This is a genomic window from Paracoccus mutanolyticus (genome assembly GCF_003285265.1).
GTDB lineage: Bacteria > Pseudomonadota > Alphaproteobacteria > Rhodobacterales > Rhodobacteraceae > Paracoccus > Paracoccus yeei.
The window spans coordinates 2944750-2966521 of sequence record NZ_CP030239.1; the positions used below are offsets into that span (position 1 = coordinate 2944750).

19 protein-coding genes and 6 pseudogenes are annotated in these 21772 nt (G+C 67.4%); 6 read left to right on the plus strand and 19 right to left on the minus strand.

Translation table 11 applies throughout. The annotated features are described in order from the left end of the window. Nucleotides 1-61 precede the first annotated feature (61 nt). From DPM13_RS21345 to DPM13_RS25330, 4 genes and pseudogenes are all read right to left on the minus strand, one after another. The gene (locus DPM13_RS21345; RefSeq protein WP_189654738.1) at nt 62-259 is read right to left on the minus strand and encodes a hypothetical protein; all 198 of its coding nucleotides are present in this window, start codon (nt 257-259) and stop codon (nt 62-64) included. Nucleotides 260-470: 211 nt separating this feature from the next. Next, nucleotides 471-926 (minus strand): annotated as a pseudogene (locus tag DPM13_RS24030) (calcium-binding protein); the annotation flags it as partial. Beyond that, nucleotides 905-1039: a hypothetical protein gene (locus DPM13_RS27390; protein WP_397246415.1), complete on the minus strand. Its 135-nt coding sequence runs from the start codon at nt 1037-1039 to the stop codon at nt 905-907. The pseudogene DPM13_RS24030 and the gene DPM13_RS27390, both read right to left, overlap by 22 nt. Beyond that, nucleotides 976-2286, minus strand: a complete 1311-nt coding sequence (locus DPM13_RS25330; protein ID WP_189654739.1) for a calcium-binding protein — start codon at nt 2284-2286, stop codon at nt 976-978. The genes DPM13_RS27390 and DPM13_RS25330 overlap by 64 nt, the downstream gene beginning before the upstream one ends. Nucleotides 2287-2465: 179 nt before the next feature. On the opposite strand from DPM13_RS25330, the gene DPM13_RS16040 reads away from it, so the two are divergent. The 3 genes from DPM13_RS16040 (at nt 2466) to DPM13_RS24040 (ending at nt 4187) form a co-directional block, all read left to right on the plus strand. Further along, nucleotides 2466-2915, plus strand: coding sequence for a DUF1810 domain-containing protein (locus DPM13_RS16040; RefSeq protein ID WP_112888384.1), 450 nt, complete (start codon nt 2466-2468; stop codon nt 2913-2915). Nucleotides 2916-3051: 136 nt separating this feature from the next. Beyond that, nucleotides 3052-3942 carry an MFS transporter gene (locus DPM13_RS16045; protein WP_223252101.1) on the plus strand — a complete coding sequence of 297 codons (891 nt, stop codon included), beginning with the start codon at nt 3052-3054 and terminating at the stop codon, nt 3940-3942. 29 nt (nt 3943-3971) lie between these two features. Further along, the gene (locus DPM13_RS24040; RefSeq protein ID WP_223252102.1) at nt 3972-4187 is read left to right on the plus strand and encodes a hypothetical protein; all 216 of its coding nucleotides are present in this window, start codon (nt 3972-3974) and stop codon (nt 4185-4187) included. A 101-nt stretch (nt 4188-4288) separates the two neighbouring features. Here DPM13_RS24040 and DPM13_RS16050 read toward each other — a convergent pair whose 3' ends face one another. From DPM13_RS16050 to DPM13_RS26235, 8 genes and pseudogenes are all read right to left on the minus strand, one after another. Further along, nucleotides 4289-4873: a protein-tyrosine phosphatase family protein gene (locus DPM13_RS16050; RefSeq protein ID WP_112888385.1), complete on the minus strand. Its 585-nt coding sequence runs from the start codon at nt 4871-4873 to the stop codon at nt 4289-4291. A 17-nt stretch (nt 4874-4890) separates the two neighbouring features. Further along, entirely contained in the window at nt 4891-5922 is a 1032-nt protein-coding gene (locus DPM13_RS16055) for an MBL fold metallo-hydrolase (protein WP_223252103.1), read from the minus strand. After that, nucleotides 5910-7631 (minus strand): ABC transporter permease, encoded by a 1722-nt coding sequence (locus DPM13_RS16060; RefSeq protein ID WP_112888386.1) that lies wholly within the window; start codon nt 7629-7631, stop codon nt 5910-5912. Before DPM13_RS16060 ends, DPM13_RS16055 begins: the two co-directional genes overlap by 13 nt. A 6-nt stretch (nt 7632-7637) precedes the next feature. Beyond that, nucleotides 7638-8606: an ABC transporter substrate-binding protein gene (locus DPM13_RS16065; protein WP_112888387.1), complete on the minus strand. Its 969-nt coding sequence runs from the start codon at nt 8604-8606 to the stop codon at nt 7638-7640. Beyond that, nucleotides 8597-9487, minus strand: a complete 891-nt coding sequence (locus DPM13_RS16070) for an ABC transporter ATP-binding protein (protein WP_262983161.1) — start codon at nt 9485-9487, stop codon at nt 8597-8599. The genes DPM13_RS16065 and DPM13_RS16070 overlap by 10 nt, the downstream gene beginning before the upstream one ends. A 97-nt stretch (nt 9488-9584) precedes the next feature. Next, nucleotides 9585-9932, minus strand: a pseudogene (locus tag DPM13_RS27395) (hypothetical protein); the annotation flags it as partial. 60 nt (nt 9933-9992) lie between these two features. Beyond that, a complete protein-coding gene (locus DPM13_RS16075) occupies nt 9993-10595 on the minus strand; it encodes a LysR substrate-binding domain-containing protein (RefSeq protein WP_262983360.1) in 603 nt (200 codons plus the stop codon). A 195-nt stretch (nt 10596-10790) separates the two neighbouring features. Continuing rightward, a pseudogene (locus DPM13_RS26235) lies at nt 10791-10919 on the minus strand (helix-turn-helix domain-containing protein); the annotation flags it as partial. 111 nt (nt 10920-11030) lie between these two features. On the opposite strand from DPM13_RS26235, the pseudogene DPM13_RS27400 reads away from it, so the two are divergent. Then, nucleotides 11031-12217 (plus strand): annotated as a pseudogene (locus DPM13_RS27400) (serine hydrolase domain-containing protein). Between the two features lie 11 nt (nt 12218-12228). Continuing rightward, nucleotides 12229-13377: an MFS transporter gene (locus tag DPM13_RS16085; RefSeq protein ID WP_223252104.1), complete on the plus strand. Its 1149-nt coding sequence runs from the start codon at nt 12229-12231 to the stop codon at nt 13375-13377. Nucleotides 13378-13479: 102 nt separating this feature from the next. On the opposite strand, the gene DPM13_RS16090 is transcribed toward DPM13_RS16085, so the two are convergent. Next, nucleotides 13480-13791 carry an ArsR/SmtB family transcription factor gene (locus tag DPM13_RS16090; RefSeq protein ID WP_051577892.1) on the minus strand — a complete coding sequence of 104 codons (312 nt, stop codon included), beginning with the start codon at nt 13789-13791 and terminating at the stop codon, nt 13480-13482. Between the two features lie 43 nt (nt 13792-13834). After that, nucleotides 13835-14710, minus strand: coding sequence for a cation diffusion facilitator family transporter (locus tag DPM13_RS16095; RefSeq protein WP_262983162.1), 876 nt, complete (start codon nt 14708-14710; stop codon nt 13835-13837). 39 nt (nt 14711-14749) lie between these two features. Here DPM13_RS16095 and DPM13_RS25350 point away from each other — a divergent pair, with 39 nt between their 5' ends. Then, entirely contained in the window at nt 14750-14875 is a 126-nt protein-coding gene (locus DPM13_RS25350; RefSeq protein WP_262983163.1) for a hypothetical protein, read from the plus strand. Between the two features lie 415 nt (nt 14876-15290). On the opposite strand, the gene DPM13_RS16100 is transcribed toward DPM13_RS25350, so the two are convergent. The 5 genes and pseudogenes from DPM13_RS16100 to DPM13_RS16125 form a co-directional block, all read right to left on the minus strand. Further along, nucleotides 15291-15953, minus strand: a complete 663-nt coding sequence (locus tag DPM13_RS16100) for an ABC transporter ATP-binding protein (RefSeq protein ID WP_262983164.1) — start codon at nt 15951-15953, stop codon at nt 15291-15293. A gap of 472 nt (nt 15954-16425) precedes the next feature. Continuing rightward, a pseudogene (locus DPM13_RS27405) lies at nt 16426-16642 on the minus strand (transposase); the annotation flags it as partial. Next, a complete protein-coding gene (locus DPM13_RS16115) occupies nt 16608-16847 on the minus strand; it encodes an ATP-binding cassette domain-containing protein (RefSeq protein ID WP_223252105.1) in 240 nt (79 codons plus the stop codon). The gene DPM13_RS16115 and the pseudogene DPM13_RS27405, both read right to left, overlap by 35 nt. Nucleotides 16848-16911: 64 nt before the next feature. Further along, nucleotides 16912-17436, minus strand: a complete 525-nt coding sequence (locus DPM13_RS26240; RefSeq protein WP_317616332.1) for an iron chelate uptake ABC transporter family permease subunit — start codon at nt 17434-17436, stop codon at nt 16912-16914. A gap of 721 nt (nt 17437-18157) precedes the next feature. Next, nucleotides 18158-21750, minus strand: a pseudogene (locus DPM13_RS16125) (vitamin B12-dependent ribonucleotide reductase). Nucleotides 21751-21772 lie beyond the last annotated feature (22 nt).

A 21772-nucleotide genomic window follows, 5' to 3' on the forward strand; every position in this document is an offset into this window, starting at 1 on the left:
CGGCATGGACGGATCCCATAAAGGGGGGCAGGTCTTGCAGGACCTGCCCCCTTTTTCGTGGTCAAAGGATGAAGGCATTCGCCCCCAGCGCCAGGCTGTCGTCCAGAAGGATCGAGAAATCCGCCACGCGGTCGCCGTTCACGTCGGCCAGGATCAGGGTACCCCCTGCGGCCAGTTGGGCGCGCAACTGCCCGGACTGGCCGGTAAAGCCCGCCCCTCCGATATAGGAAAAGGCCTGGTTGCCGGGCAGGCCCGCCACGGCGTCCAGCGCGCCCAGGTCGATGCGGTCGCCCTGGCCGGTTGAAGTCGCTGATGATGTCGCGTCCAACCGCCGCCGCCGGGAATCCACAGCGCGGCAAAGACGAAGGTGTCGGCGCCCGCACCGCCCGCCAGCCGGTCCGCGCCCCGGCCGCCCAGCAGCCGTCCGCGCCCGCGCCGCCCGCCAGGGTATCCACGCCGATGCCGCCTGTCAGCGTGTCATTGCCGTCCATCCCCGCCAGAACGTTCGCGCCGCTGTTCCCGGTCAGAAGATTGCCCAGGGCGTTGCCGATGCCGCGCAGATCGGCGAAGCCGGTCAGCGTCAGCCGCTCGACATTCGCGGACAGGGCGAGGTTCACCGAACTCAGGACGGTGTCGATCCCCCGGCCGACAAGCTCCAGCACCCTGTCGCCCGCATTGTCCACCGAATAGACGTCGTTGCCGAAGCCGCCGGACATGAAATCCGCCCCGGTGCCGCCGATCAGCCTGTCCGCCCCCGGGCCGCCCTGCAGCGTGTCATTGCCGGCAAGGCCCGACAGGATATTGTTGCCGCCGTTCCCGGTCAGCAGGTTGTTCGATGCGTTGCCCGTGCCGTTCAGGTTGGCGCCGCCGGCCAGGACCAGGTTCTCGACATTCGCGGCCAGGGTCAGGCTGGCCGCGCTTTGCACGCTGTCGAGGCCGCCGCCTGCAATTCGACGATCTGGTCGGCGGCGCTGTTCACGACGTAAAGGTCGTTGCCCGCGCCTCCGACCATCGTGTCCGCGCCCAGGTCGCCCTGCAGCGTGTCGGCCCCAAGCCCGCCCGCCAGCAGGTCGTTGCCCTGGCCGCGGTCAGGAAGTCGTTCCCGTTCCCGCCATAAAGGCTGTCGCTGCCTTCAAGGCCCCGCAGGGTGTCGTTTCCGTCCCCGGCCTGGATGGCCGTTCCCGCATGCCTACCGACGATATGATCCGGACCCGCGGTGCCGCGGATCAGGTCGCCCCGAGGATCGACGATGCGGACGATGTCCTGGAAGGTGTTCGTCGAATCGCCCGTCTCGGTCTGGTAGATGATCGCGATCCGTCCGTCGGGCATTTCGGTGATGTCGCGCAGCACCTGGTCGCCGGGCAGGTCCACGCGCAGCGTGTCCAGCAGCGTGCCGTCCGCGTCGAAGCGGCGCAGCACCACGTCGCCATCGACCGATCCGTCGCCTTCCGTGCCGTAATAGCCGGTATAGGCGATGAGGAAGCCGCCGTCCCGCAGGCTGACGACCTCGGGCAGGATGGCGAAATCCTCGTGGATGTCCTGGCGCGGGCTGGTGGGGGTGCCGTTGGGGTTCAGCACGATGAACGAGATCGTGCCCGCCGTCACGTCCTGCCAGGTCAGCAGCGCCCGCCCGTCCCCGAGCGCGGTCGATTCAAGGGAGGCGATGTTCGGTCCGGTGGCGACGGGCACGCTGCCTGACAACGGGTTGCCGTTCACGTCCAGGACCTGCACGCGCACCGTCGGGGCGGTCAGATAGTTTGCGATCCAGGACACGACGATGTTGCCGTTGGACAGCTGGGACAGCGTGGGGCTGGTGAACGAGCCGCTGACCCCGCCGGTCAGGATCGGTATCGGCGCGCGGTCCGGCAGGAAAAGCGATACCGCCGTCAGCCCTGAGGCACCCGAGGTCCCGTACAGCAGCGCCGTGCGTCCGTCGGCCAGCACGGTGAAATCGCCCACGGTTTCGGTGGTCGTTGCCGCGGTGGGCGTCCGGGCCGCGCCGTCCTCGCCGATCACATAGGCGTCGATGTCGGGCGCGACATAGTCGTATTCGGCCGCGGCCCAGATCGTGCCGTCGCGGCCGGTCGCAAGGTCCTGGATGCGCTCGGGGCCGCCGATGATGTCGTCAAAGCCCAGATAGCCGCCCAGGACGCCATAGTTCACCAGGCGATAGGCGCCGTCCACCAGGGTCGAGATATGGATCCCGTCGCCGGTGGCGACGACGTGCAGACCCTCGGACGAGGCAGAGCGGATCGCGCTGCCGGCATTCCAGAAAACCAGTGTCATCGTAAACTCCCTTGCTTTTCCAACTTGGACAAATAAGGGTAATTGTCCGCCCGCATCGCGGCCTTGGGAACTTGGCTATTCGTTAGGTTTTTCTGCGGAGCAGCGCGCCCCGGTGGCGCCGTCGCGACGCTGGCGGCGGCCGGGCAGGGGTGCTACCCTTTTCCGGACAGGAGGACGCGATGCCCCGGACCCCCGCCGATGACGATCCCGCCGCGCTGGAGCGGTTCATCGCCGCGCAGGAGGGTGTTCATGACCGCGCGCTTGCCGAACTGCGCCAAGGCCGCAAGCAGAGCCATTGGATGTGGTTCGTGTTTCCCCAGTTGCGGGGGCTGGGGCAGTCCCGCACCGCATGGTTCTATGGCATCGAGGACGCCGACGAGGCGCGGCGCTATCTGGACCATCCGCTGCTTGGGCGCCGCCTGATCGACTGTGCCGAGGCCGTGCTGACCCACGGCGACCGGACCGCCGAGGCGATCTTCGGCCCGGTCGATGCGGTCAAGCTGCGTTCCTCCGCAACGCTGTTCGGGGCCGTCGCCCGCCGTCCTTCGCCCTTCGGTGAGCTGATCGACAGGTTCTTCGACGGGACGCCCTGCCGCCTGACCCTGGAAAGGCTGGGCGGCACCTCCTAGGACGCCGCGCCGCGCCGCGCCGTGTGGCCTGGGCTGGCTCTCTGGTCCCCATTCAATCCCGGTGCGCGGGATGCTAGGGCCTTGCATCGGGGCGGCCATGCTGCCTGCCCGGGCGCTTGCGAGGAAGGATTCCAGGATGACAGGCAACGATCGCCCCGAAACGCGGCTGGCCACGCGCCTTTCCTTCCTGGCGGCGGGGTTCGCCATGGCCTGCTGGGCGCCGCTCGTGCCCTTTGCCAAGCGCAATGTCGGCGTCGATGAGGCCGGCCTGGGCCTGCTGCTGCTGTGCCTGGGCGTGGGGGCGGTCGCGGCCATGCCGCTGACCGGCGGGCTGGCCGCCCGGGTCGGCAGCAAGCCCCTGATCCTGGGGGGCGGGCTGGCGCTGGTGCTGCTTTTGCCGCTGCTGGTGCTGGCGCAGTCGGCGGCCCTGCTGGCCCTGGCGCTGGCGGCCTTCGGGGCTGCGCTCGGGACGCTCGATGTCGCCATGAACATCCATGCGGTCGAGGTCGAGCGCGACGCCCCAAGGCCGATGATGTCGGGCTTTCACGCGATGTACAGCATCGGCGGCTTCGCGGGCGCGGGCGGGGTGACGCTGCTGCTGGGGACAGGGGTTGGCCCGGCCCTGGCGGCGGCTTGCGGCAGCCTGCTGACGCTGGCGGCGCTGCTGGTCGCCTGGCCGCGCCTGCTGACGGCCCGGGCCGGCGCGCCGGTGCCCTTTGCCCTGCCGCATGGAAGCGTCCTTGTGCTGGCGCTTCTCGCCGCGATCACCTTCCTGGTCGAGGGCGCGATCCTGGACTGGGGCGCGCTGCTGGTCACGGCCCGCGGATTGCTGGAGCCTGCTCAGGCCGGGCTGGGCTACATGCTGTTTTCCGGCGCGATGACGCTGGGCCGCCTGACCGGCGACAGGGTCGTGGCGCGCCTTGGCGACGCCCGCATCCTGGCGCTGGGCGGCGGCCTCGCGGTCCTGGGCTGGGGCTTCTGCTGGCGGCCCCCGGCCCCATCCTCGCCCTGCCGGGCTTTGCGCTGATCGGGCTGGGCGCGGCGAACATCGTTCCGGTGCTTTTCAGCCTGGCCGGGCGGCAATCCGTCATGCCGCCCGCGCTTGCCATCGCGGCGGTCACGACGGTCGGATACGGCGGCATCCTGCTTGGCCCCGCGCTGCTGGGCTTTGTCGCCCACAGGTTCGACCTGGTGGCGGCCTTCGCCCTGTTGGCCGTGCTTCTGGGGATCATTCCCGCAACCGCAAGGCGGGTTGCCGGAGCCGGGCGGTAGGGGGCCTTCCTGCAAGCTCGGGTCCATGGCCGGTGGCCGAACCCGATCCCGCACGGCGTCGCGTGCCCGCTTGATGCGGCACCGATCCCTACCGGGACGGGCTAATCGCGCAGCAGGGCGGTCAGGCCTTCGCTGGCCAGGACCGCGCGTGCGAGATCCAGCATCGGGGGCAGCGGGTAGGTGTCCGAACTGCCGCGCGCCCGGCGGACATGGGACACCGCGCTGTCCAGCGTCGGGAACGTCGCGCGGGCGCGCAGATGCAGATAGATCGCCAGCACGATCACCGACCGGGACCGCCCGCCCCGGCAATTCACCAGCACATGCCCGGCGCGATGGGCGGGATAGTGCGGCTTGCCTGGGCTCGGCTGCGTGACCAACCCTTCCAGCGCCAGCACGGCGGCGGCAAGGTGGGCCGGCGTGTTGCCCGCTCCGTCGATCAGTCCCACCTTGGCACGGCGCATATGGGTGCCGTCGGGCAGTTGCAGGGGTGCGACGTCGATGTTCAGCGACACGTTCAGCGATGACGTGATGCCCGCCGCCAGCAGCGCCGCGCCATCGCTGGCGCCGGTCTGGTTGCCGACGTAAAGGCGGCAGACCCGGCCTTGCGGCAGGGCCAGGTCATGGACCGGGACAAGGATCGGGGTATCGTTCTCGGCCCGTTCGCGGGCGGTTTCCGTGACCAGCATGGGTTTGGCTTTCTTCCTTAGGGGCAGGTGCGGCCCGGTCGCCAGACCGGGGCCAGGGCGCGCGCGAGGTCCGGGGCGTCGCCCGACGCGCCGAAGGCGGGGACCAGATGGCGGGCGCCGGTGACATGGGCCAGCCAAAGCTGGTCGCGTGCGCGGGGATGCACGTTCCAGGGCCGACGGCTGGCGCGCCCCTGGGCGATCAGCCCGGCCGCCGGGCTGCCCGGCGCGACATGGCCGGTAAAGACGAAGCGCCAGCCTCGCGGATCGGCGATCAGGCAGGACACCAGGTCGCCGGCGCGCTCGGTATCGGCGGCGATGACCACGTCGCCGTCGCGCGCCTCGGATGCGGTGGCGACGCAGCGCAGGTCGGGCAGGGCCTCCTGCAGCTCGGCCCGGACCTGCGGGCAGACCACGGGCGACAGGCCAAGGGCGGCCAGCCGCCGCGCCATGTCCGCGCCGCGCCCCAGGATCGGCACCGGCAGCACCGTTCCGGGCGCGATGCTGTCCGCCAGCGCCGGCACCTGCTGTGCCAGCGCCTGATCGCGGTCACCATAGGACAGATCGGTAATCACCAGATCGGCCCGAGGCGGCGGATCGAAGGGCAGAAGCCCGGATTCGCGGCTCCAGTCGCCCATGTAAAGCGCGCCGCCCTGCTGTGGCAGATGCAGCCAGATGCCGCCCAGGGCGTGCCCGCTGCGGCCGACCGAAACGGGCAGGTCCAACAGGTGCGCAGGCCCCTGCAAGGGCAGGTCGTGGCACGCCTCGGGCGGCAGGTGCAGGCCCAGCAGCGGCAGGGCATCGAAGGTGATGCGGGTGGCAAAGACCGGCGGGCGGCCCAGCCGCGGCCAAAGGTCGATGGCGCCCACATGGTCGATATGGGCATGGGACAGGAAGATCGCATCGACCCGCCCGATGCCGTCCAGGTCCGGGCGCTGGCCGGGTGTCGGCCCCTCGCCCAGGTCCAGCAGGATGCGCCGCCCGGCGATTTCCAGCAGAAAGGCCGCCGGGGTTTTGCCGCCGAGCCCGCTGAAGACGGTCAGAACTGCCATGGCAACACCCCCTTGGGCAGGAACCGCGACAGGGCCGTCGACAGCAGCATCAGCGCCAGCACGCCCAGGATCATCAGGCAGCCCACGGCGGCGGCAAGGGTCGAGGCTCCGCCTTCCTCAAGGAAGATGATCATGGGCCCGATGGTGCGCGTGCCCGAGGAGATCAGCAGGATCGAGGTCTGGATCTCGTTGATCGCGGTCATGAAGACGATCACGGCGGCGGCGATGGCGGTGGGCGCGATCAGCGGCCAGATCACGTCGCGCATCCGGCGCAGGAAGCCCGCGCCGGCGACCCGGGCGGCCTCCTCCAGCGCGCGGTCGATCTGGGCATAGCCCGACAGCACCGGGCGCAGCGCCAGCGCAAAGAAGCCCGCGACATAGGCCGCCAGGATGATCCAGGGCGTGCCATAGATCGAAACCCCGATCCCCGGCAACGGCCGCAGGAACAGCAGGATCATCGCGACGCCCAGGGTGATGCCGGGCAGGGTATAGGCGGCCTCGGACCCGAAATGCAGCAGCCGCACCAAGGGCCCGCGCCGCCACGTCAGGAAATAGCCAAGGAAAACCGAGGCCAGCATCAGAAAGCCCACGGTGACCAGCGTCAACCAGAGCGAGGTGACAAAGGCATCGCGCAGCGACACCTGCTGGAACAGCGCCGAGACGTAGTTCTTCAGCGTCATCGTCTCCGCCGTCAACGGCAGGCCGTATGCGGGGACCAGCGACGCTGCACCAGCGCCCGACAGGGGCAGCAGGAGCGAGACGACGAGATAGGTCCAGAGCAGCGCCGCGATCACGGCGCCGCTTCGTCCCAGCGGCAGCATCAGGGGCCGGCTGCCCAGATCGACGCGGGTATCGCTGCGATCGCGCGCGGCCAGCAGCACGCCCGCCACGGTCAGCGCGGTCAACACCAGGGACAACGCCGCCATGTTCGGCAGGGCGCCTGGCCCCAGCCCGTTGATCTGCTGATAGATCTGGGTGATCAGCGTCGGCACCCGCGCGGGAATGCCCAGCATGGCCTGAATGCCGAAATTCCCGATGGCCGAGACGAAGGCAAGGCTGGCCGCCGCCACCATGCCGCCGCGCGCCAGGGGCAGGATCACGGTCAGCAGCACCCGGCCCGGCCTGGCGCCGGCTGCCCGCGCCGCCTCGGCCAGGTCCAGCGGAATGCGGCGCAGGCTGGCCTGCATCGCCAGATAGACCAGCGGGGCATTGTAGATCCCCAGCAGCAGGATGATCCCGGCCTTGGAATACAGGGGATGCCGCGTGCCTGCCTCCATCGACAGGCCAAGAAGGCCCAGCACCGGGCTGGAGGGCGAGAAGGCCTGGATCCAGGCCATGGCCGTCACCTGCGGCGGGATCATCAGCGGCAGCACGAAGGCAAAGACCAGCGCCGATTTGCCGCGCAGATCGGTCTGCACCATGATGACCGCGAAGATCGTCCCGACCAGAACGGAAACGAGGGTCGAGGCCAGCGAGATCTGGACGGTGTTCCAGATCGCGGCCCCGGTCTGCGGGCGCGAGAACAGCTTTGCCAGCCGCTCGACCGCCAGCCCGCCGTCATCGAACAGCGCCGCCTGCGCCAGCCGCAGCATCGGCGCGACGGACACTGACAGAATCAGCACGGCCAGCAGGGCCAGCACGATGCTTTCCGAGGAAAGCCGGAAAAGGGGCGCGCGCGGCGCCCCCTTGCTTTGCGGAATGACGGTCATTCCCGGTCAGCCGCCGAAGATTTCGGTGAACCTGGCGCGGGCCTCGGCATCCTCGGCCACCGCGCGGTCGGCATCCAGCGGCATCAGCTTGATCTCGGACAGCGCGGGCATGCCCTCGGGCGAGGCGACCTTGGGGTTGACCGGGATATAGCCCTGTTCGGCAGCCAGCTTCTGGCCATCCTCGGACAGAACGAAGCTGACGAACGTCTTTGCCGCCTCGACCTGATCGGTGTTGGCGAGGATCGCCACCGGCTCGGTGAAGAAGGTGGCGCCTTCGGTCGGATAGACGAATTCCACCGGCGAGCCCGCCTTCCTGGCACGCTGGACGTCCGCGTCGATGTTGACCCCGTATTTCACCTGGCCCCCGGCCACGGCCTTGAGCACCGGGCCGTTGCCGCCCTCGGGGACCACGCCAAGCGCGTTCAGGCGTTCGTAATAGGCCCAACCCTGCGTCGGATCCTGCAGCAGCGAATGCATGTGGACCAAGGCCGCGCCGGAATAAAGCGGGCTCGGGGCGACGATCTGGCCGGCGTTGGCGTCCTGGAAGAGATCGGCCCAGCCGGTGACGGGTTCGGCGATCTGGGTGTTGTAGACGATGCCGGTGGACGAGATCTTGGTGCCGAAGAAGGTCTTGTCGGCGTCATACATCAGCGGGTCGATGCCCTCCAGCGGCGCCTCGGGCCAGGCCAGCAGCAGGTCCTGGCTTTTCAGCGTGCCCAGGTTGATGCTGTCGGCGACCAGCAGCACATCGGCCTTGATGCCGCCGGCCTGCTGTTCGGCGGACAGGATGTTCATCAACTGCGAGGTGCCGTTGCGCATCCATTCCACGGTGATGTCGGGGTGCTTGGCCATGAAGGCATCGACGGTCTGCTGCGCGATTTCCGGCGATTGCGAGGTATAGAGCGTCAGCGTGGTCTGCGCCGAGGCCGCGGTCGCGGACAGCATCAGGGCAAGGGTGGTGGCAGTCAGGCGCATTGGAATTGCTCCGTAAGATGCGAGGAGGAGGTCGGTGCCGTGCCGGGACCCGGGACGCCGGCAGGCGGGATGGCCCAGAGGTCGCGGAAGGCCAGGTCAAGGCGCGCGCCCGGTTCGGGCGCCGCCGCCGTGTCGGGCAGCACCATGGGCAGCCGAAGGGACGGATCCGTCTCGGGGCGCAGTTCATAGGACCAGCTGCCGCCGCGATAGCTGCGCGCGATGACGCGGGCAGGGATGCCGGCCTCGCCCGGATGAGCGGGCTGGATATCGGCGGGATGGGTCGAGGCCATGGCGAAGGGTCGGGCGGTTTCCCCGCCATGGCAGCGCAGCCGGACGCGCGATCCCAGCAGGTCCGCCATGGCAAGGCCGCCCGCCATGGGGCGCAGGTTCTCGACCGCCAGCACCAGGCCGTTCCCGATGAAGGCGGCCACCGTGGCGTCGGCGGGTTCGCGATACAGCTGCCGGGGGCTGGCGCATTGCAGCAGGCGGCCCTTGTCCATCACCGCGATGCGGTCGGCCAGCGCCATCGCCTCGGATTGGTCATGGGTGATATAGACCAGCGTCGCCCCGCTTTCGCGGTGGAAGCGGCGGAACTCCTCTTCCATCGTGGCGCGCAGATGCACATCCAGGTTGGCCAGCGGCTCGTCCAGCAGCACCAGGTTCGAGCCGGCGGCCAGGCAGCGCGCCAGCGCGACCCGCTGGCGTTGCCCGCCCGACAGATCCGCCGGGCGGCGGCCGGAAAAGGGGGTCAGGTTGACGGTGTCCAGCGCGCGGGCCACCCGCGCCGCGCGTTCCGCCCGGGGCAGGCGCGCGACCTTCAGCGCATAGCCGACGTTGTCGAACACGGTGCGGTTCGGCCACAGCGCATAGGACTGGAACACAATGCCGATGCCGCGCTTCCGGGGGCACCATGACGTTTCCGCCCGCCACCGGCCGGTCGCCCAGGGCGATCGTGCCCTGATCGGGGCGGTCGAAGCCCGCGACAAGCCGCAGCAGGGTGGTCTTGCCGCAGCCCGAGGGGCCCAGCACGGCCGACGAATTCACCCGCCGCGATGTCAAGGTCGATGCCCGACGAACCCTGGTCTCGCCATAGCTCTTGCCGATGTTCGACAGCCGCAAACCCGTCATGCCGCGCTGTCCCTTTCCTGTCATTCCGGCGCGACTGATGCAGCGGCCGCATGACAGGCGCGTAGCCATTCTGTAAAACCTTGATGAAGCTTGCGGCTTGGGTCGCGGGGGGATCGCGCGGGCGCCGGCGTCAGGATGTTCGGCTGATGTGCCGCGATGCGCCAGCCGGTGCGCCTGCGCCCGCCACCGTTTTGGCATCGGGCCTGAGCGTTGGCTGGGCTGCGGGGACTCCGAGGCCCCTCTCGCACGGGGCAGGTCTCAATCGAGCGGATCGGGCGCGGGAAAGGCTCTGCTCTCTCTCGGGAAAACCTTCGCGCAAAGGAAATCCACCAGCGCCCGAACCTTCGGCGACGGATGCCTGCTTGCCGGCCAGAGGACGTGGAACACCCCTGTGCTTTCCAGATGATCGGTCAGCACCGGAACCAGCCGGCCATCGGCCAGTTGCGGGTGGATGGCGAAATCGGGAAGGAAGGCAATTCCGAGACCCTGCAGCGCAAAGCACATCCGCGTCTCGATATTGTTGCAGATCATCGACGTCGGCAGGTGCAGTTCCGGCTCACCGTCATGACGCCTGATATCCCATGTCTCAAGCTTGCCGCTGTTCGGGAAGCGATAGTGGAGGCAGCTGTGGCCGGTCAGATCCGCCGGCGTCTGCGGCACACCGCGTCGCGCCAGATAGTCCGGCGAGGCGACCAGATAGCGCCGGAACCGGCCCAGGCGGCGCGCCGACAACCGGGAATCGGCGGGCTCGCCGGTGCGGATCACGGCATCGAACCCTTCCTCGATCACGTCGACCATCCGATCGGTGAAATCCAGATCCAGCTCGACCTCGGGATAGGCCTGCATGAAGTCGCCCAGCACCGGCAAGACAAGCGAGCTGACCAGCGGCAGGCTGACGCGCAGCCGCCCACGCGGCGCGGCGCTGGCCTGTGACAGTTCAAGTTCGGCCGCCTCGAGTTCGGCAAGGATGCGGCGGCAGCGTTCGAGAAACAGCGCGCCCTCTGCAGTCAGGGCAACGCTGCGGGTGCTGCGGTGGAACAGCCGCACGCCAAGGCGCTGCTCCAGTCGCGCCACGCTTTTGCCGATGGCAGAGGCAGAGATCCCAAGCATCCGTCCGGCGGCCACGAAACTGCGGGTTTCGGCAACCTGAACAAAGACCGTAACGCCGCTCAGCCCATCCATCATCGCCTCATATTGCGGACAGTTCAGTCCGCATAACACGGAAACGCGCCCGTCTTTTTCCGTGATAGCGCGAATTCTATCGTCCTGGCATCAGAAATCTCCGGAGAGCCTGCAATGACGATATCGCTAAATTCCTCTCGCGCGGGCACCCCGCCCGCGGCTTGTGACGCAAGCATCGGGCGCATCGTTCAGGATGCCATCGACGCAGAGCGTCTGGTCGGCGCGGTGGTGCTGGTCGCGCGTGATGGACGGATCGTCCATCAGCAGGCCGCAGGCTGCGCGGACCGCGAAACCGGTCGCCCGATGACCATGGAGACGATTTTCAGGCTGGCATCGGTCAGCAAGCCCATCGTCTCGACCGCGGCGCTTGTGCTGGTGGCGCGGGGACGGCTGGATCTTGACGGCGATATCGCGCAGTGGCTGCCGGCGTTGCAGTTCCGCCTTGGCGACGGCCAGCCCGCGCGGATCACGCCGCGCCAACTTCTCAGCCATACGGCGGGGCTGGGTTATCGCTTCCTTGAAGCCGACACCACCGGTCCTTTGGCGCGGGCCGGGGTTTCGGACGGCATGGACGCATCGGGCATCAGCCTGGACGAGAACCTGAATCGTCTGGCCCGTGTGCCGCTGCTTTACACGCCGGGCACGGCATGGGGCTATTCGCTTGCCATGGACGTCCTGGGCGGGCTGATCGCGCGGATCGAGGGCGTGCCGCTGGACGTGGCGGTGGCGCGGCTGGTGACAGGCCCGCTGGGGATGGCCGACACCGGCTTTGCCGCCCGGCCCCGGGCCGCGTCGCGACCCCTTGTCGCGACACCCCCCGCCCGCACCCTCTGGCCGAGGGCGAGGTGGTCTCGCCTTTCGAGGGCGCGGTCGGCATCCCCTTCAGCCCTGCGCGGATCTTCGATGCGGGGGCCTTCCCCTCGGGCGGCGCGGGCATGGCCGGAACCGCAGGCGATCTGCTGCGCCTGCTCGAGACCCTGCGCAAGGGGGGCGCCCCGATTCTGCCTGCCGAAATGATTGCCGAGATGGGGCGGGACCAGACCCACGGGCTGGATCTGCCCACCGCGCCGGGTTTTGGTTTCGGGCTGGGCTTTTCGGTCCTGCGCGCGCCGGATATGGCCGCGTCGCCAGAATCGCCGGGCACCTGGCGCTGGGGCGGCGCCTATGGGCATTCTTGGTTCGTGGACCGGGCGCGCCGCCTCAGCGTCGTCGCCCTCACCAACACGCTTTACGAAGGCATGTCGGGTCGTTTCGTCACCGATCTTCGCGATGCCGTCTATGCGGCCGAGGATCTGCGGTGATGGCGCCCCGAATGCCGCTTTCCGCGCTGCTGGCGCTTGCCGCCGCAGCCTTCATCACCATCCTGACCGAAGCCCTGCCAGCCGGGCTTCTGCCGCAGATGGCACGGGGCCTTGGCGTCTCCGAGGCCTGGATCGGCCAGACCGTGACGATCTACGCGCTTGGTTCGCTGATGGCCGCGATGCCGCTGACCGCGGCGACGCAGGGCCTGCGCCGCCGCCCCCTGCTGCTGGCAGCCCTTGCGGGGTTCGCGCTGTCGAATACCGTCACTGCATTATCGGGCAGCTATGTCCTGACCATGGCGGCGCGCTTTCTGGCAGGGGTGTCGGCTGGTCTGCTCTGGGCACTTCTGGCGGGCTATGCCGCGCGGCTGGTGCCGGACCATCAGCGTGGCCGGGCGATCGCTATCGCAATGGCGGGAACACCGCTGGCGCTGTCTCTGGGCGTGCCGGCCGGCACCTTCCTTGGCGCGGTGGTCGGCTGGAGGCTGTGCTTTGGCCTGATGAGCCTGCTTGCCCTGGGCGTCATGCTGTGGGTGCGCCTTGATCTGCCGGATTTCGCCGGACAAAGCGCGGGGCGAAGGATGCCGCTTGGGCGTGTCTTTACCCTGCCCGGAGTGCGCCCTGTGCTGGTCGTGGTACTTGGCTTCGTGCTGGCGCATAACATCCTCTACACCTATGTCGCGCCGCTGCTGGCTGCGGCAGGCATGGATCAGCGGACGGATCTGATGCTTCTGGTCTTCGGCCTCGCCTCGCTGCTGGGGATCTGGATCGTCGGCGCGCTGATCGACCGGCATCTGCAGGCGCTGACTTTGGCCAGCATCCTGCTGTTCGGCCTGTCGGCGCTGATGATCGGCGTTGGCCAGGGCAGCACCCTGCTGATCGTCATCGCCGTGGCGGTCTGGGGCCTGGCCTTTGGCGGTGCGGCGACCCTGTTCCAGACGGCGCTGGCCAGGACGGCGGGTGAGGCCGTGGATGTGGCCCAGTCGATGCTGGTCACCGCCTGGAACGCGGCGATTGCCGGGGGCGGCATCGTCGGCGGCCTGATCCTGGGCTGGCTGGGCGTCACCGCCTTTGCGCCCGCGGTTCTGCTGCTGCTGGGCGCGACGCTGGTGGCGGTACTGACGACGAGGGACCATACCACGCCCCGGCCGTCTCACTGATCGGAAGGCATATGCATCGCGGTGCCGCTGACGAGCATCGCGCCCGGGCGGACCCCGGTTTTCATGCAATGGGGCACATGCTCGGGTGATGACGGGGCGGGGTCATTCCTCCTCGTCTTCTCGGATATGGATGACCATGTCCGAGATCATGCCGCTGACATGCCGGTCGGCGATCTCGTAGAAGACGTTCTTCGACTGCCGTTCCCCCCTGACCAGCCGTGCACCGCGCAGCAGGCGCAGGTGGTGGCTGACGAGCGACTGCGACAGCGCCAGTTCCTCGGACAGTTCTGTGACCGTCTTCGGTCCCGCCGAGCACGAGAGCAGGATCTTCAGCCTGCTGGAATCCCCCAGCAGGCGAAAGGTTTCGGACAGGATGGTCAGTTCCTGGGCGGAAAGGGCATCGGCCTGGGTCATGGAAACGATCCTTTGCTGCTGTCGGGTCGGGTCCGCGGGGCTGTCAATGGGCGTGCCCATGATGGGAACCGGCCGGCGCCGGCCCGTCGAGGCTGCAGGTGCTGATCCCGTCCCAGTCGATGCCGACGGTCGCGTGTTCGATGCCGAAGCGCTCTTTCAACTCGTGCTCCACCCGGCGAACGGTCAGGGGAATGTCGGCGCCGGGTTCGGGCTGAAGCTGAAGCGTGGCCAGGACTCGGCCCGAGGTGATCGACCAGACATGGACATGGTGGATGGCGCGCACGCCGTCCACGGACGTTTTCAGGTGCCCGGCGATCTTGCCCGGCTCGGCGTCGGCCGGCGCCCCTTCCAGAAGGATATGCAGCGTCTTCTTCAGAAGGCTCCAGGCGCTGCGCAGGATCAGCAGCGACACGAAGACCGACAGGATCGGGTCGATGGGCGTCCAGTCCGTATACCAGATCACGATGGCGGCGACGATGGCGCCGACCGATCCCAGCAGGTCGCCCATCACATGAAGAACGGCCCCCTTGACGTTGACGTGCTCGGAGTCGCCGCGCGTCAGATACCAGAGCACGAAGAGGTTCACCGCCATGCCGATGACGGCGACGACGAACATCGAACCGGCCATGACGGGCTGCGGCTGGCGAAAGCGTTCGATTGCTTCGAAGACGATCCAGCCGACGATGCCGAACAGCGTCAGCGCATTGATCAGCCCGGCGATCACCTCGAAGCGGGCGTAGCCGAAGGTGCGCCGCCCGTCTGCGGCACGACGGCCCAGGCGGAAGGCGACATAGGCGAGGCCGAGGGCGATGGCATCGGTCAACATGTGCCCCGCGTCGGCCAGCAGCGCGAGCGAGCCCGAGATGATGCCGCCGGCCGTTTCGACCAGCATGAAGGAAAAGATCAGCAGGAAGGACACGAGGATCTTGCGCTCGTTGTCCGCGGTTACGGTGGGGACATGATCATGATCATGATCGTGGCCGCCGTGGTCGTGCCCATGATGGCCGTGGCCCTTGCGGGCGTCCCGGCCCAGGTCGGAAGCGTCATCGGCCGTGTGGGCGACATGCTTGTGCGAGGAGTCTGACATTGCTGTTCGCCCTGTTTCGATTCAATGATTGAATATATATTCATATGATAAGTGTCAACCGGCCGGAATGCTTGGCCGTGAGGCCGGCCTGTGAAAAGGGCACCCCCTTTCCAAGCAGGCGGGACAGGGTACGGCAAGCTGGCCAGGGTATGCGAAGGGTGACGAGAAAAGCGTCGATGAACCTTGCGCCTATCAGGCCAGGCATGGCGCGCGCGGACATGGTCCGAAGCGCATGGGGCTGGGAATGGCCGCAAACCTGTACAGCCTTCCTTCGCCTGTCTGGACCATGGCAATGCCCAAGTGAAGGCGGCCGTCAGGTCAGGGCTTGACGTGCGGCCGTCCGGGCTTGTCGCCCTCGGCGTCCGGCAGCCGCGCGATGCATTCGCCAGCCAAGGTGCCGCGATGGGCGCAGTCAGTAGAAATGCAGGTGCCCGGATGCGGAAAGCTGGCGCTTGATACCGATCCCATAAAGCCGCGACAGATTGACTTCGGTCATGGCGTCCTTGGCCGGACCGCTGGCAAGGACCCCCTCGCGTCCCATCAGCAGCACCTGATCGGCCAGGGCCGCAGCGTGGTCGGGATCATGGCTGGACAGGATGATGCCACAGCCTTCGCGAGCCAGATCGCGGATGGCGCGACCGACCTGGCGGCGGTTCGCGAAATCGAGGCTGGCCGTGGGTTCATCCATGATCAGCGCAGAGGCCTCTTGCGCGATGGCGCGGGCGATCAGCACAAGCTGGCGCTGGCCGCCGGAGAGCCGATAGATCTCGGATGGCGCCAGACCGGCGATGCCGAGCCGGTCGAGCGCGGACATCGCGCGGGCGGTCTCGGCCCTGCCCGGGCGCGCGAAAGGTCCAAGCCGTGCCGACGCTCCCATCAGAACGATGTCGAGCGCAGTGAAGGCAAAGGGGCTGGTCAGTGCCTGCGGCACATGCGCCAGCCGCGCCGCGATCCTGGGCCGCGACCATTGCTCAAGCGGGGCTCCGCCCAGCATCACCGCACCCGCGACGGGCGGGATCAGCCCTAGCAGCGTGCGGAAAAGCGTGGTCTTGCCGGCACCGTTCGGTCCCAGCACGCACAAGACCCGTCCCGGCGTATCGGTTTGCGATCCGCCGCCAATCCTGAGGCGTGCGAACATGTTCTCGTTCCGGTGACGCAGGCGATCGTGCTGGAGAAGTGCTCGATCAGGTTCTTCAGCGTGCTGTCGGGCATCTGGGCCTTGTCGGTCCAGTTTGCGTTGCCGAAGACACCCTGAAGGCGCTCCGGGTTCGCGGCCTCGATGGCGAGGAAAGCAGACAGCAGCGCCCGCCCCACATCGCGGGGTGCCCCGGACGGACGTCGTTCCAATGCGCGCCTTCGGGGATCACGCCAGGTCGGCAGCTTCGAGTCCAGACCGCCCTTGGTCCGCCCGATCAGCCGTCCGCGCCCCCTTTTTGAATGCGCATAGGCCTGAATGCGCATATTCTCGAGCGCACCGCACGGACGAGGATCATGCCATGTCTTGGCCTCGCCATGGAAGCCCTCCGAGTGCCAGCGGTGGCGCCGATTGTCGCTCCACCGCTTCCAGCGGTTGTAGAGCGTCCTGGGCGGGCCATATTCCTTCGGCGCGTCGCGCCACCGCAAGCCGTTGCGATTGACGAAGATTATGCCGCTCAACACCCGCCGGTCATCGACGCGCGGCTTGCCGTGGCTCTTGGGAAAGAAGGGCTGAAGCCGCTCGATCTGCGCATCAGTCAGCCAGACAAAGCCGCGACCATTGCTCAAGCGGGGCTCCGCCCAGCATCACCGCACCCGCGACGGGCGGGATCAGGCCTGCTAGCAGCGTGCGGAAAAGCGTGGTCTTGCCGGCACCGTTCGGTCCCAGCACGCACAAGACCCGTCCCGGCGGCACCTGGAAATCAACCCCGCGGATCAGCGCCTTTCGGCCATGGCCGACGGCCAGATCACGCGCCTCGAGCAGCGGTGTCATTCGCTCCACCCCCGCGCCCCGCGCGCCAGCAGGCCGACAAAGACCGGTGCGCCTGCAACGGCGGTCAGGATGCCCAGCGGCACCTCGATCGGGGCGATGCTGCGGGCAGCGGTATCGACCAGCACCTGAAGCCCGCCCCGATCAGGACCGAGGCCGGCAGCAGCCGGTCGAAGCCCGGGCCGATCAGGAGCCGCGCCATATGCGGCACCATCAGCCCGACCCAGCCGATCACCCCGGCCATGGCGACGGCGGCCGCGGTCATCAGCGTGGCGCAGGCGATGACCAGCAGCCGCAAGGGCCGGCATGGATGCCCATGCGCGCGCGCCTCGACCGGGTCGAAGCGCGATCCGTCATCAGGCGATCCGGGCCGCGAAGCGGGGCGAGCTGCGCGGCCTCTCGGCCAGTCGTCATAGGCATCGGCGGTGGTGCCAAGCGCGGCATACCGCGACTGCGCCCTCTCGCCGGATCGAGCGTGACCAGGAAGTCGAACATGTGGTGCCGCACCACTCCAGGACCAGTCCCGCCAGGGGCGCGCAGGCGGCCGATCGGCAACGTCGGGGCGGGCGCGAAGCACCTCAAGCACCAGCATCTAAAGATGACTCGTCGAAATAGACGACGCGGGCGCCGCGAAACCAACGACAAGCTCCCCAGTCACATAGAACGCGCCGCGACCAATACCACTGTGACGCAGATCCACAGCGCCGACGGCAAGAATCGGTTAAGTATCAATGAGACGGAGTCAGGAAAGCTATTTCCAAGACACGTAGACAATAAGAATGCTGCGAAAGCCATAGGCAGATGCGCCTGCCCGCGCCGGGTCAGGGTCGGAAACCGCAACCAGCCGCGCCCCCGAAAACTCCTCAGCGAAAAGACGGGCGTGCAACACGCCCATGACACCGAAACGAGGCGGCATGATAATCGGGCGCGTTTCTTGTGAGGCATCGCGTCGATCATAAATGTTTGCCGGGAAAGACGAAAAGCCCGCCAAAAACATGGATATCGGAAAACGGTCGTGGATGCAAAAAACATTATAGCCAAAAAAGGTCGTGGTTCGCTGATTTATTAATAAAAAAAGGAGATTGTTACCGTTTTGGTCGGGTAGAACTGTTCAACGCGCTCCGAGACATCTGGCGGATTGTTCACGCCCGCTGAGTGCTGGAACTACCTTCAGGCAGCTGGGTATGTCGCAGGTTAATCCCGAACCGCTTTAATCTTGTCCGGAGAGATCGGAAAGGACAAACCTTAAAGGGCGAGAATGGACAACTCGCCCTCCAGAATGGCCAATTTATGGGTTACGCGACATGCCCCGGTCAGCTGCAGCCGCTGGTGCCGCCGCAGGTGTTGCACTTCATGCAGGTGCCGTTGCGCACCAGCGTATAGTTCCCGCATTCGGCGCAAGGGTCGCCTTCGTATCCCTGCAGGCGGGCCTTGGTGCGCAGGTCCACGGCGGCACCGCCCTGTGTCACGGCCAGGGTCGAAACCCCGGCCTGCAGCACCATCAGATCCTGCGGCAGGCGCTTGCGCAGATAGCCTGTCGAGCTGATCTGCTTGAGCATCTCAAGCGAGCGCGTGGCGCCTTCGACGGCCGGCGGGACAGGGGCCTGGGTTTCGCGCTCGCCCCCGCCCAGGTCGTCGAACCGCGCGCCTTGCGGCTGGACATGCGCCAGATCGGTGCGGTCCAGGTAGCTGACGGCCAGTTCGCGGAAGACATAGTCCAGGATCGAGGTCGCGTTCTTGATGCTGTCGTTGCCCTGCACCATCCCCGCCGGCTCGAACCGGGTGAAGGTGAAGGCATCCACGAACTCCTCCAGCGGCACGCCGTATTGCAGGCCGACCGACACGGCGATGGCGAAATTGTTCATCATCGCACGAAAGCCCGCGCCTTCCTTGTGCATGTCGATGAAGATCTCGCCCAGGCTGCCGTCGTCGTATTCGCCGGTCCGCAGATAGACCTTGTGCCCGCCGACCATCGCCTTCTGGGTATAGCCCTTGCGGCGCTGGGGCAGCTTTTCGCGGTGGCTGCGCACCGCCTCCTTGACGATGATCCGCTCGACCACCTTTTCGGCGATGACGGTGGCGCGTTCCTGCGGGGTGCCGCTGGCCAGCACCTCCTCGGCCTCGTCATCGCCCTCGACCAGCGCGGCCGCCAGCGGCTGGGACAGTTTCGAGCCGTCGCGGTAAAGCGCGTTGGCCTTGATCCCCAGCGACCAGGACAGTTCATAGGCCGCCAGCGCATCGGCAATCGTGGCGCTGTTGGGCATGTTGATCGTCTTCGAGATCGCGCCCGAGATGAAGGACTGCGCCGCCGCCATCATGCGGATGTGGCTTTCCACCGACAGATAGCGGGTGCCCTTCTTGCCGCAGGCATTGGCGCAGTCGAAGATGGCCAGATGCTCGGGCTTCAGATGGGGGGCGCCTTCCAGGGTCATGGTGCCGCAGACGTGGTCGTTGGCTGCCTCGATCTGGGCCTTGGTAAAGCCCAGGTGGCGCAGCATGTCGAAGCTGGGGTCCAGAAGCTTCTCGGCCGGGATGCCCAGGGTCTGGCGGCAGAAATCCTCGCCCAGGGTCCACTGGTTGAAGATGAAGCGGATGTCGAAGGCCGATTCCAGCGCCGCCTCGATCCGGCCACCTTTGATGTCAGCGGAACCGTGGCCGACCAGGCTGGCGTGGTTGATATGGGGCTGGTTCCCCAGGCTGGCGAGGCCCACGGCATCAGCCTGAGAAACCGCCCCGTGGAGGGGCCATTCGCGTCCGCAGCGCGGCGGGAACCGAGCGGTTGATGATCTTGAAATAGCCGCCGCCCGCCAGCTTCTTGAACTTGACCAGCGCGAAATCGGGCTCGATCCCGGTGGTGTCGCAATCCATGACCAGACCGATGGTGCCGGTCGGGGCGATCACGGTCGCCTGGGCGTTGCGATAGCCGTGCTCCTCGCCCAGGGTCAGGGCCTCGTCCCAGGCGTTCTGGGCCATGGCGACCAGGCGCGGGTCGGGGCAGTTCTCGACGTCCAGTTCGACGGGACGGACGTTCACCCCGTCATAGGCGCCGGTGCCATGGGCAGCGGCGCGGTGGTTGCGGATCACGCGCAGCATGGCCGCCGCATTCCGTGCATAGCCGGGGAAGGGCCCGCGCTCGGCCGCCATTTCGGCCGAGGTCGAATAGGCCACCCCCGTCATGATCGCGGTCAGCGCGCCGCACAGCGCCCTGCCTTCGGCGGAATCATAGCCCAGACCCATCGTCATCAGCAGCCCGCCGATGTTGGCATAGCCCAGGCCCAGCGTGCGGAAGTCGTGGCTGCGCTGCGCGATCTCGGCCGAAGGGAACTGCGCCATCAGCACGCTGATTTCCAGCGTCAGGGTCCACAGCCGCGTGGCGTGGACATAGGCGTCCGCGTCAAAGCCGGTGCCGTCCCAGAAGGTCAGCAGGTTCATCGACGCCAGATTGCAGGCGGTATCGTCCAAGAACATGTATTCGCTGCACGGGTTAGCTGGCACGGATCGGCCCGTCCTCGGGGCAGGTGTGCCAGGCGTTCACCGTGTCGTGAAACTGGATGCCGGGATCGGCGCAGGCCCAGGCGGCATGGCCGATCTGGTCCCACAGTTCGCGGGCGCGCACGGTCTTGGCGGTGCTGCCGTCGGTGCGGCGGACCAGCTCCCACGGCAGGTCGTCGCGGACGGCGCGCAGGAAGGCGTCCGTCACCCGCACCGAATTGTTCGAGTTCTGCCCGGAAACCGAGGCATAGGCATCCGAATCCCAATCCGTGTCATAGGTCGGGAATTCAATCGAATCAAAGCCCTGCCGAGCATATTGCAGAACCCGGTTGATATAGGTTTCGGGGATCATGCTGCGCTTGGCGCCCCGGATCGCCGCCTTCAGGGCGGGGTTCAGGGCGGGATCGGTGGCATCCTGGGTGCTGCCGTCCCATTCCCGGATCGCTGCAAAGATCTCGTTCAGCTTCCGTTCGTGCATCTTGGATCCGGCCACCAGCGACGCGACCTTCTGTTCCTCGATGACCTTCCAGTTGATGAACTGCTCGATGTCGGGGTGATCCATGTCGCAGATCACCATCTTTGCCGCGCGTCGGGTCGTACCGCCCGATTTGATCGCGCCGGCTGCCCGGTCTCCGATCTTCAGGAAGCCCATGAGCCCCGAAGATTTCCCGCCGCCCGACAGTTTCTCGCCCTCCCCTCGAAGGGACGAAAAATTGGTGCCCGTTCCCGAGCCGTATTTGAAAAGCCGCGCCTCGCGCACCCACAGGTCCATGATGCCGCCATCGTTCACCAGGTCGTCGCTGACCGACTGGATGAAGCAGGCATGGGGCTGGGGATGTTCATAGGCGCTGTCCGACCGCACCAGCTTGCCGGTCCGGTAATCGACATAGAAATGCCCCTGGGACGGGCCGTCGATGCCATAGGCCCAATGCAGCCCGGTGTTGAACCATTGCGGACTGTTCGGCGCCCCCATCTGGCGCGCCAGCATGTGGCGCATCTCGTCGTAATAGGCGCGGGCGCTTTCCTCGTCCGAGAAATATTCGCCCTTCCAGCTCCAATAGGCCCAGGCGCCTGCCAGACGGTCGAACACCTGGCGGGCCGAGGTCTCGCCCACAAGGCGCTGAGCTTCGGGCAATTCGGCCAGGGCCGCCTCGTCCGCGACCGAGCGCCACAGGAATTCCGGGACGCCCTTTTCCTTGACCCGCTTCAGCCGCGCCGGCACCCCCGCCTTGCGGAAGTACTTCTGGGCGATCACGTCCGAGGCGACCTGGCTCCACCCTTCGGGAACCTCAACGGCCTCGTTGCGAAAGACGATCTGGCCGTCCGGGTTGCGGATCTCGCTGGCGGTCGTGGTAAAGGCGATCCCGCCATAGGCTCCGCCGCGTTCGGTGGTAAAGCGCCGCTCGATTTTCATCCTGCACCCCGATCTGCCTGCC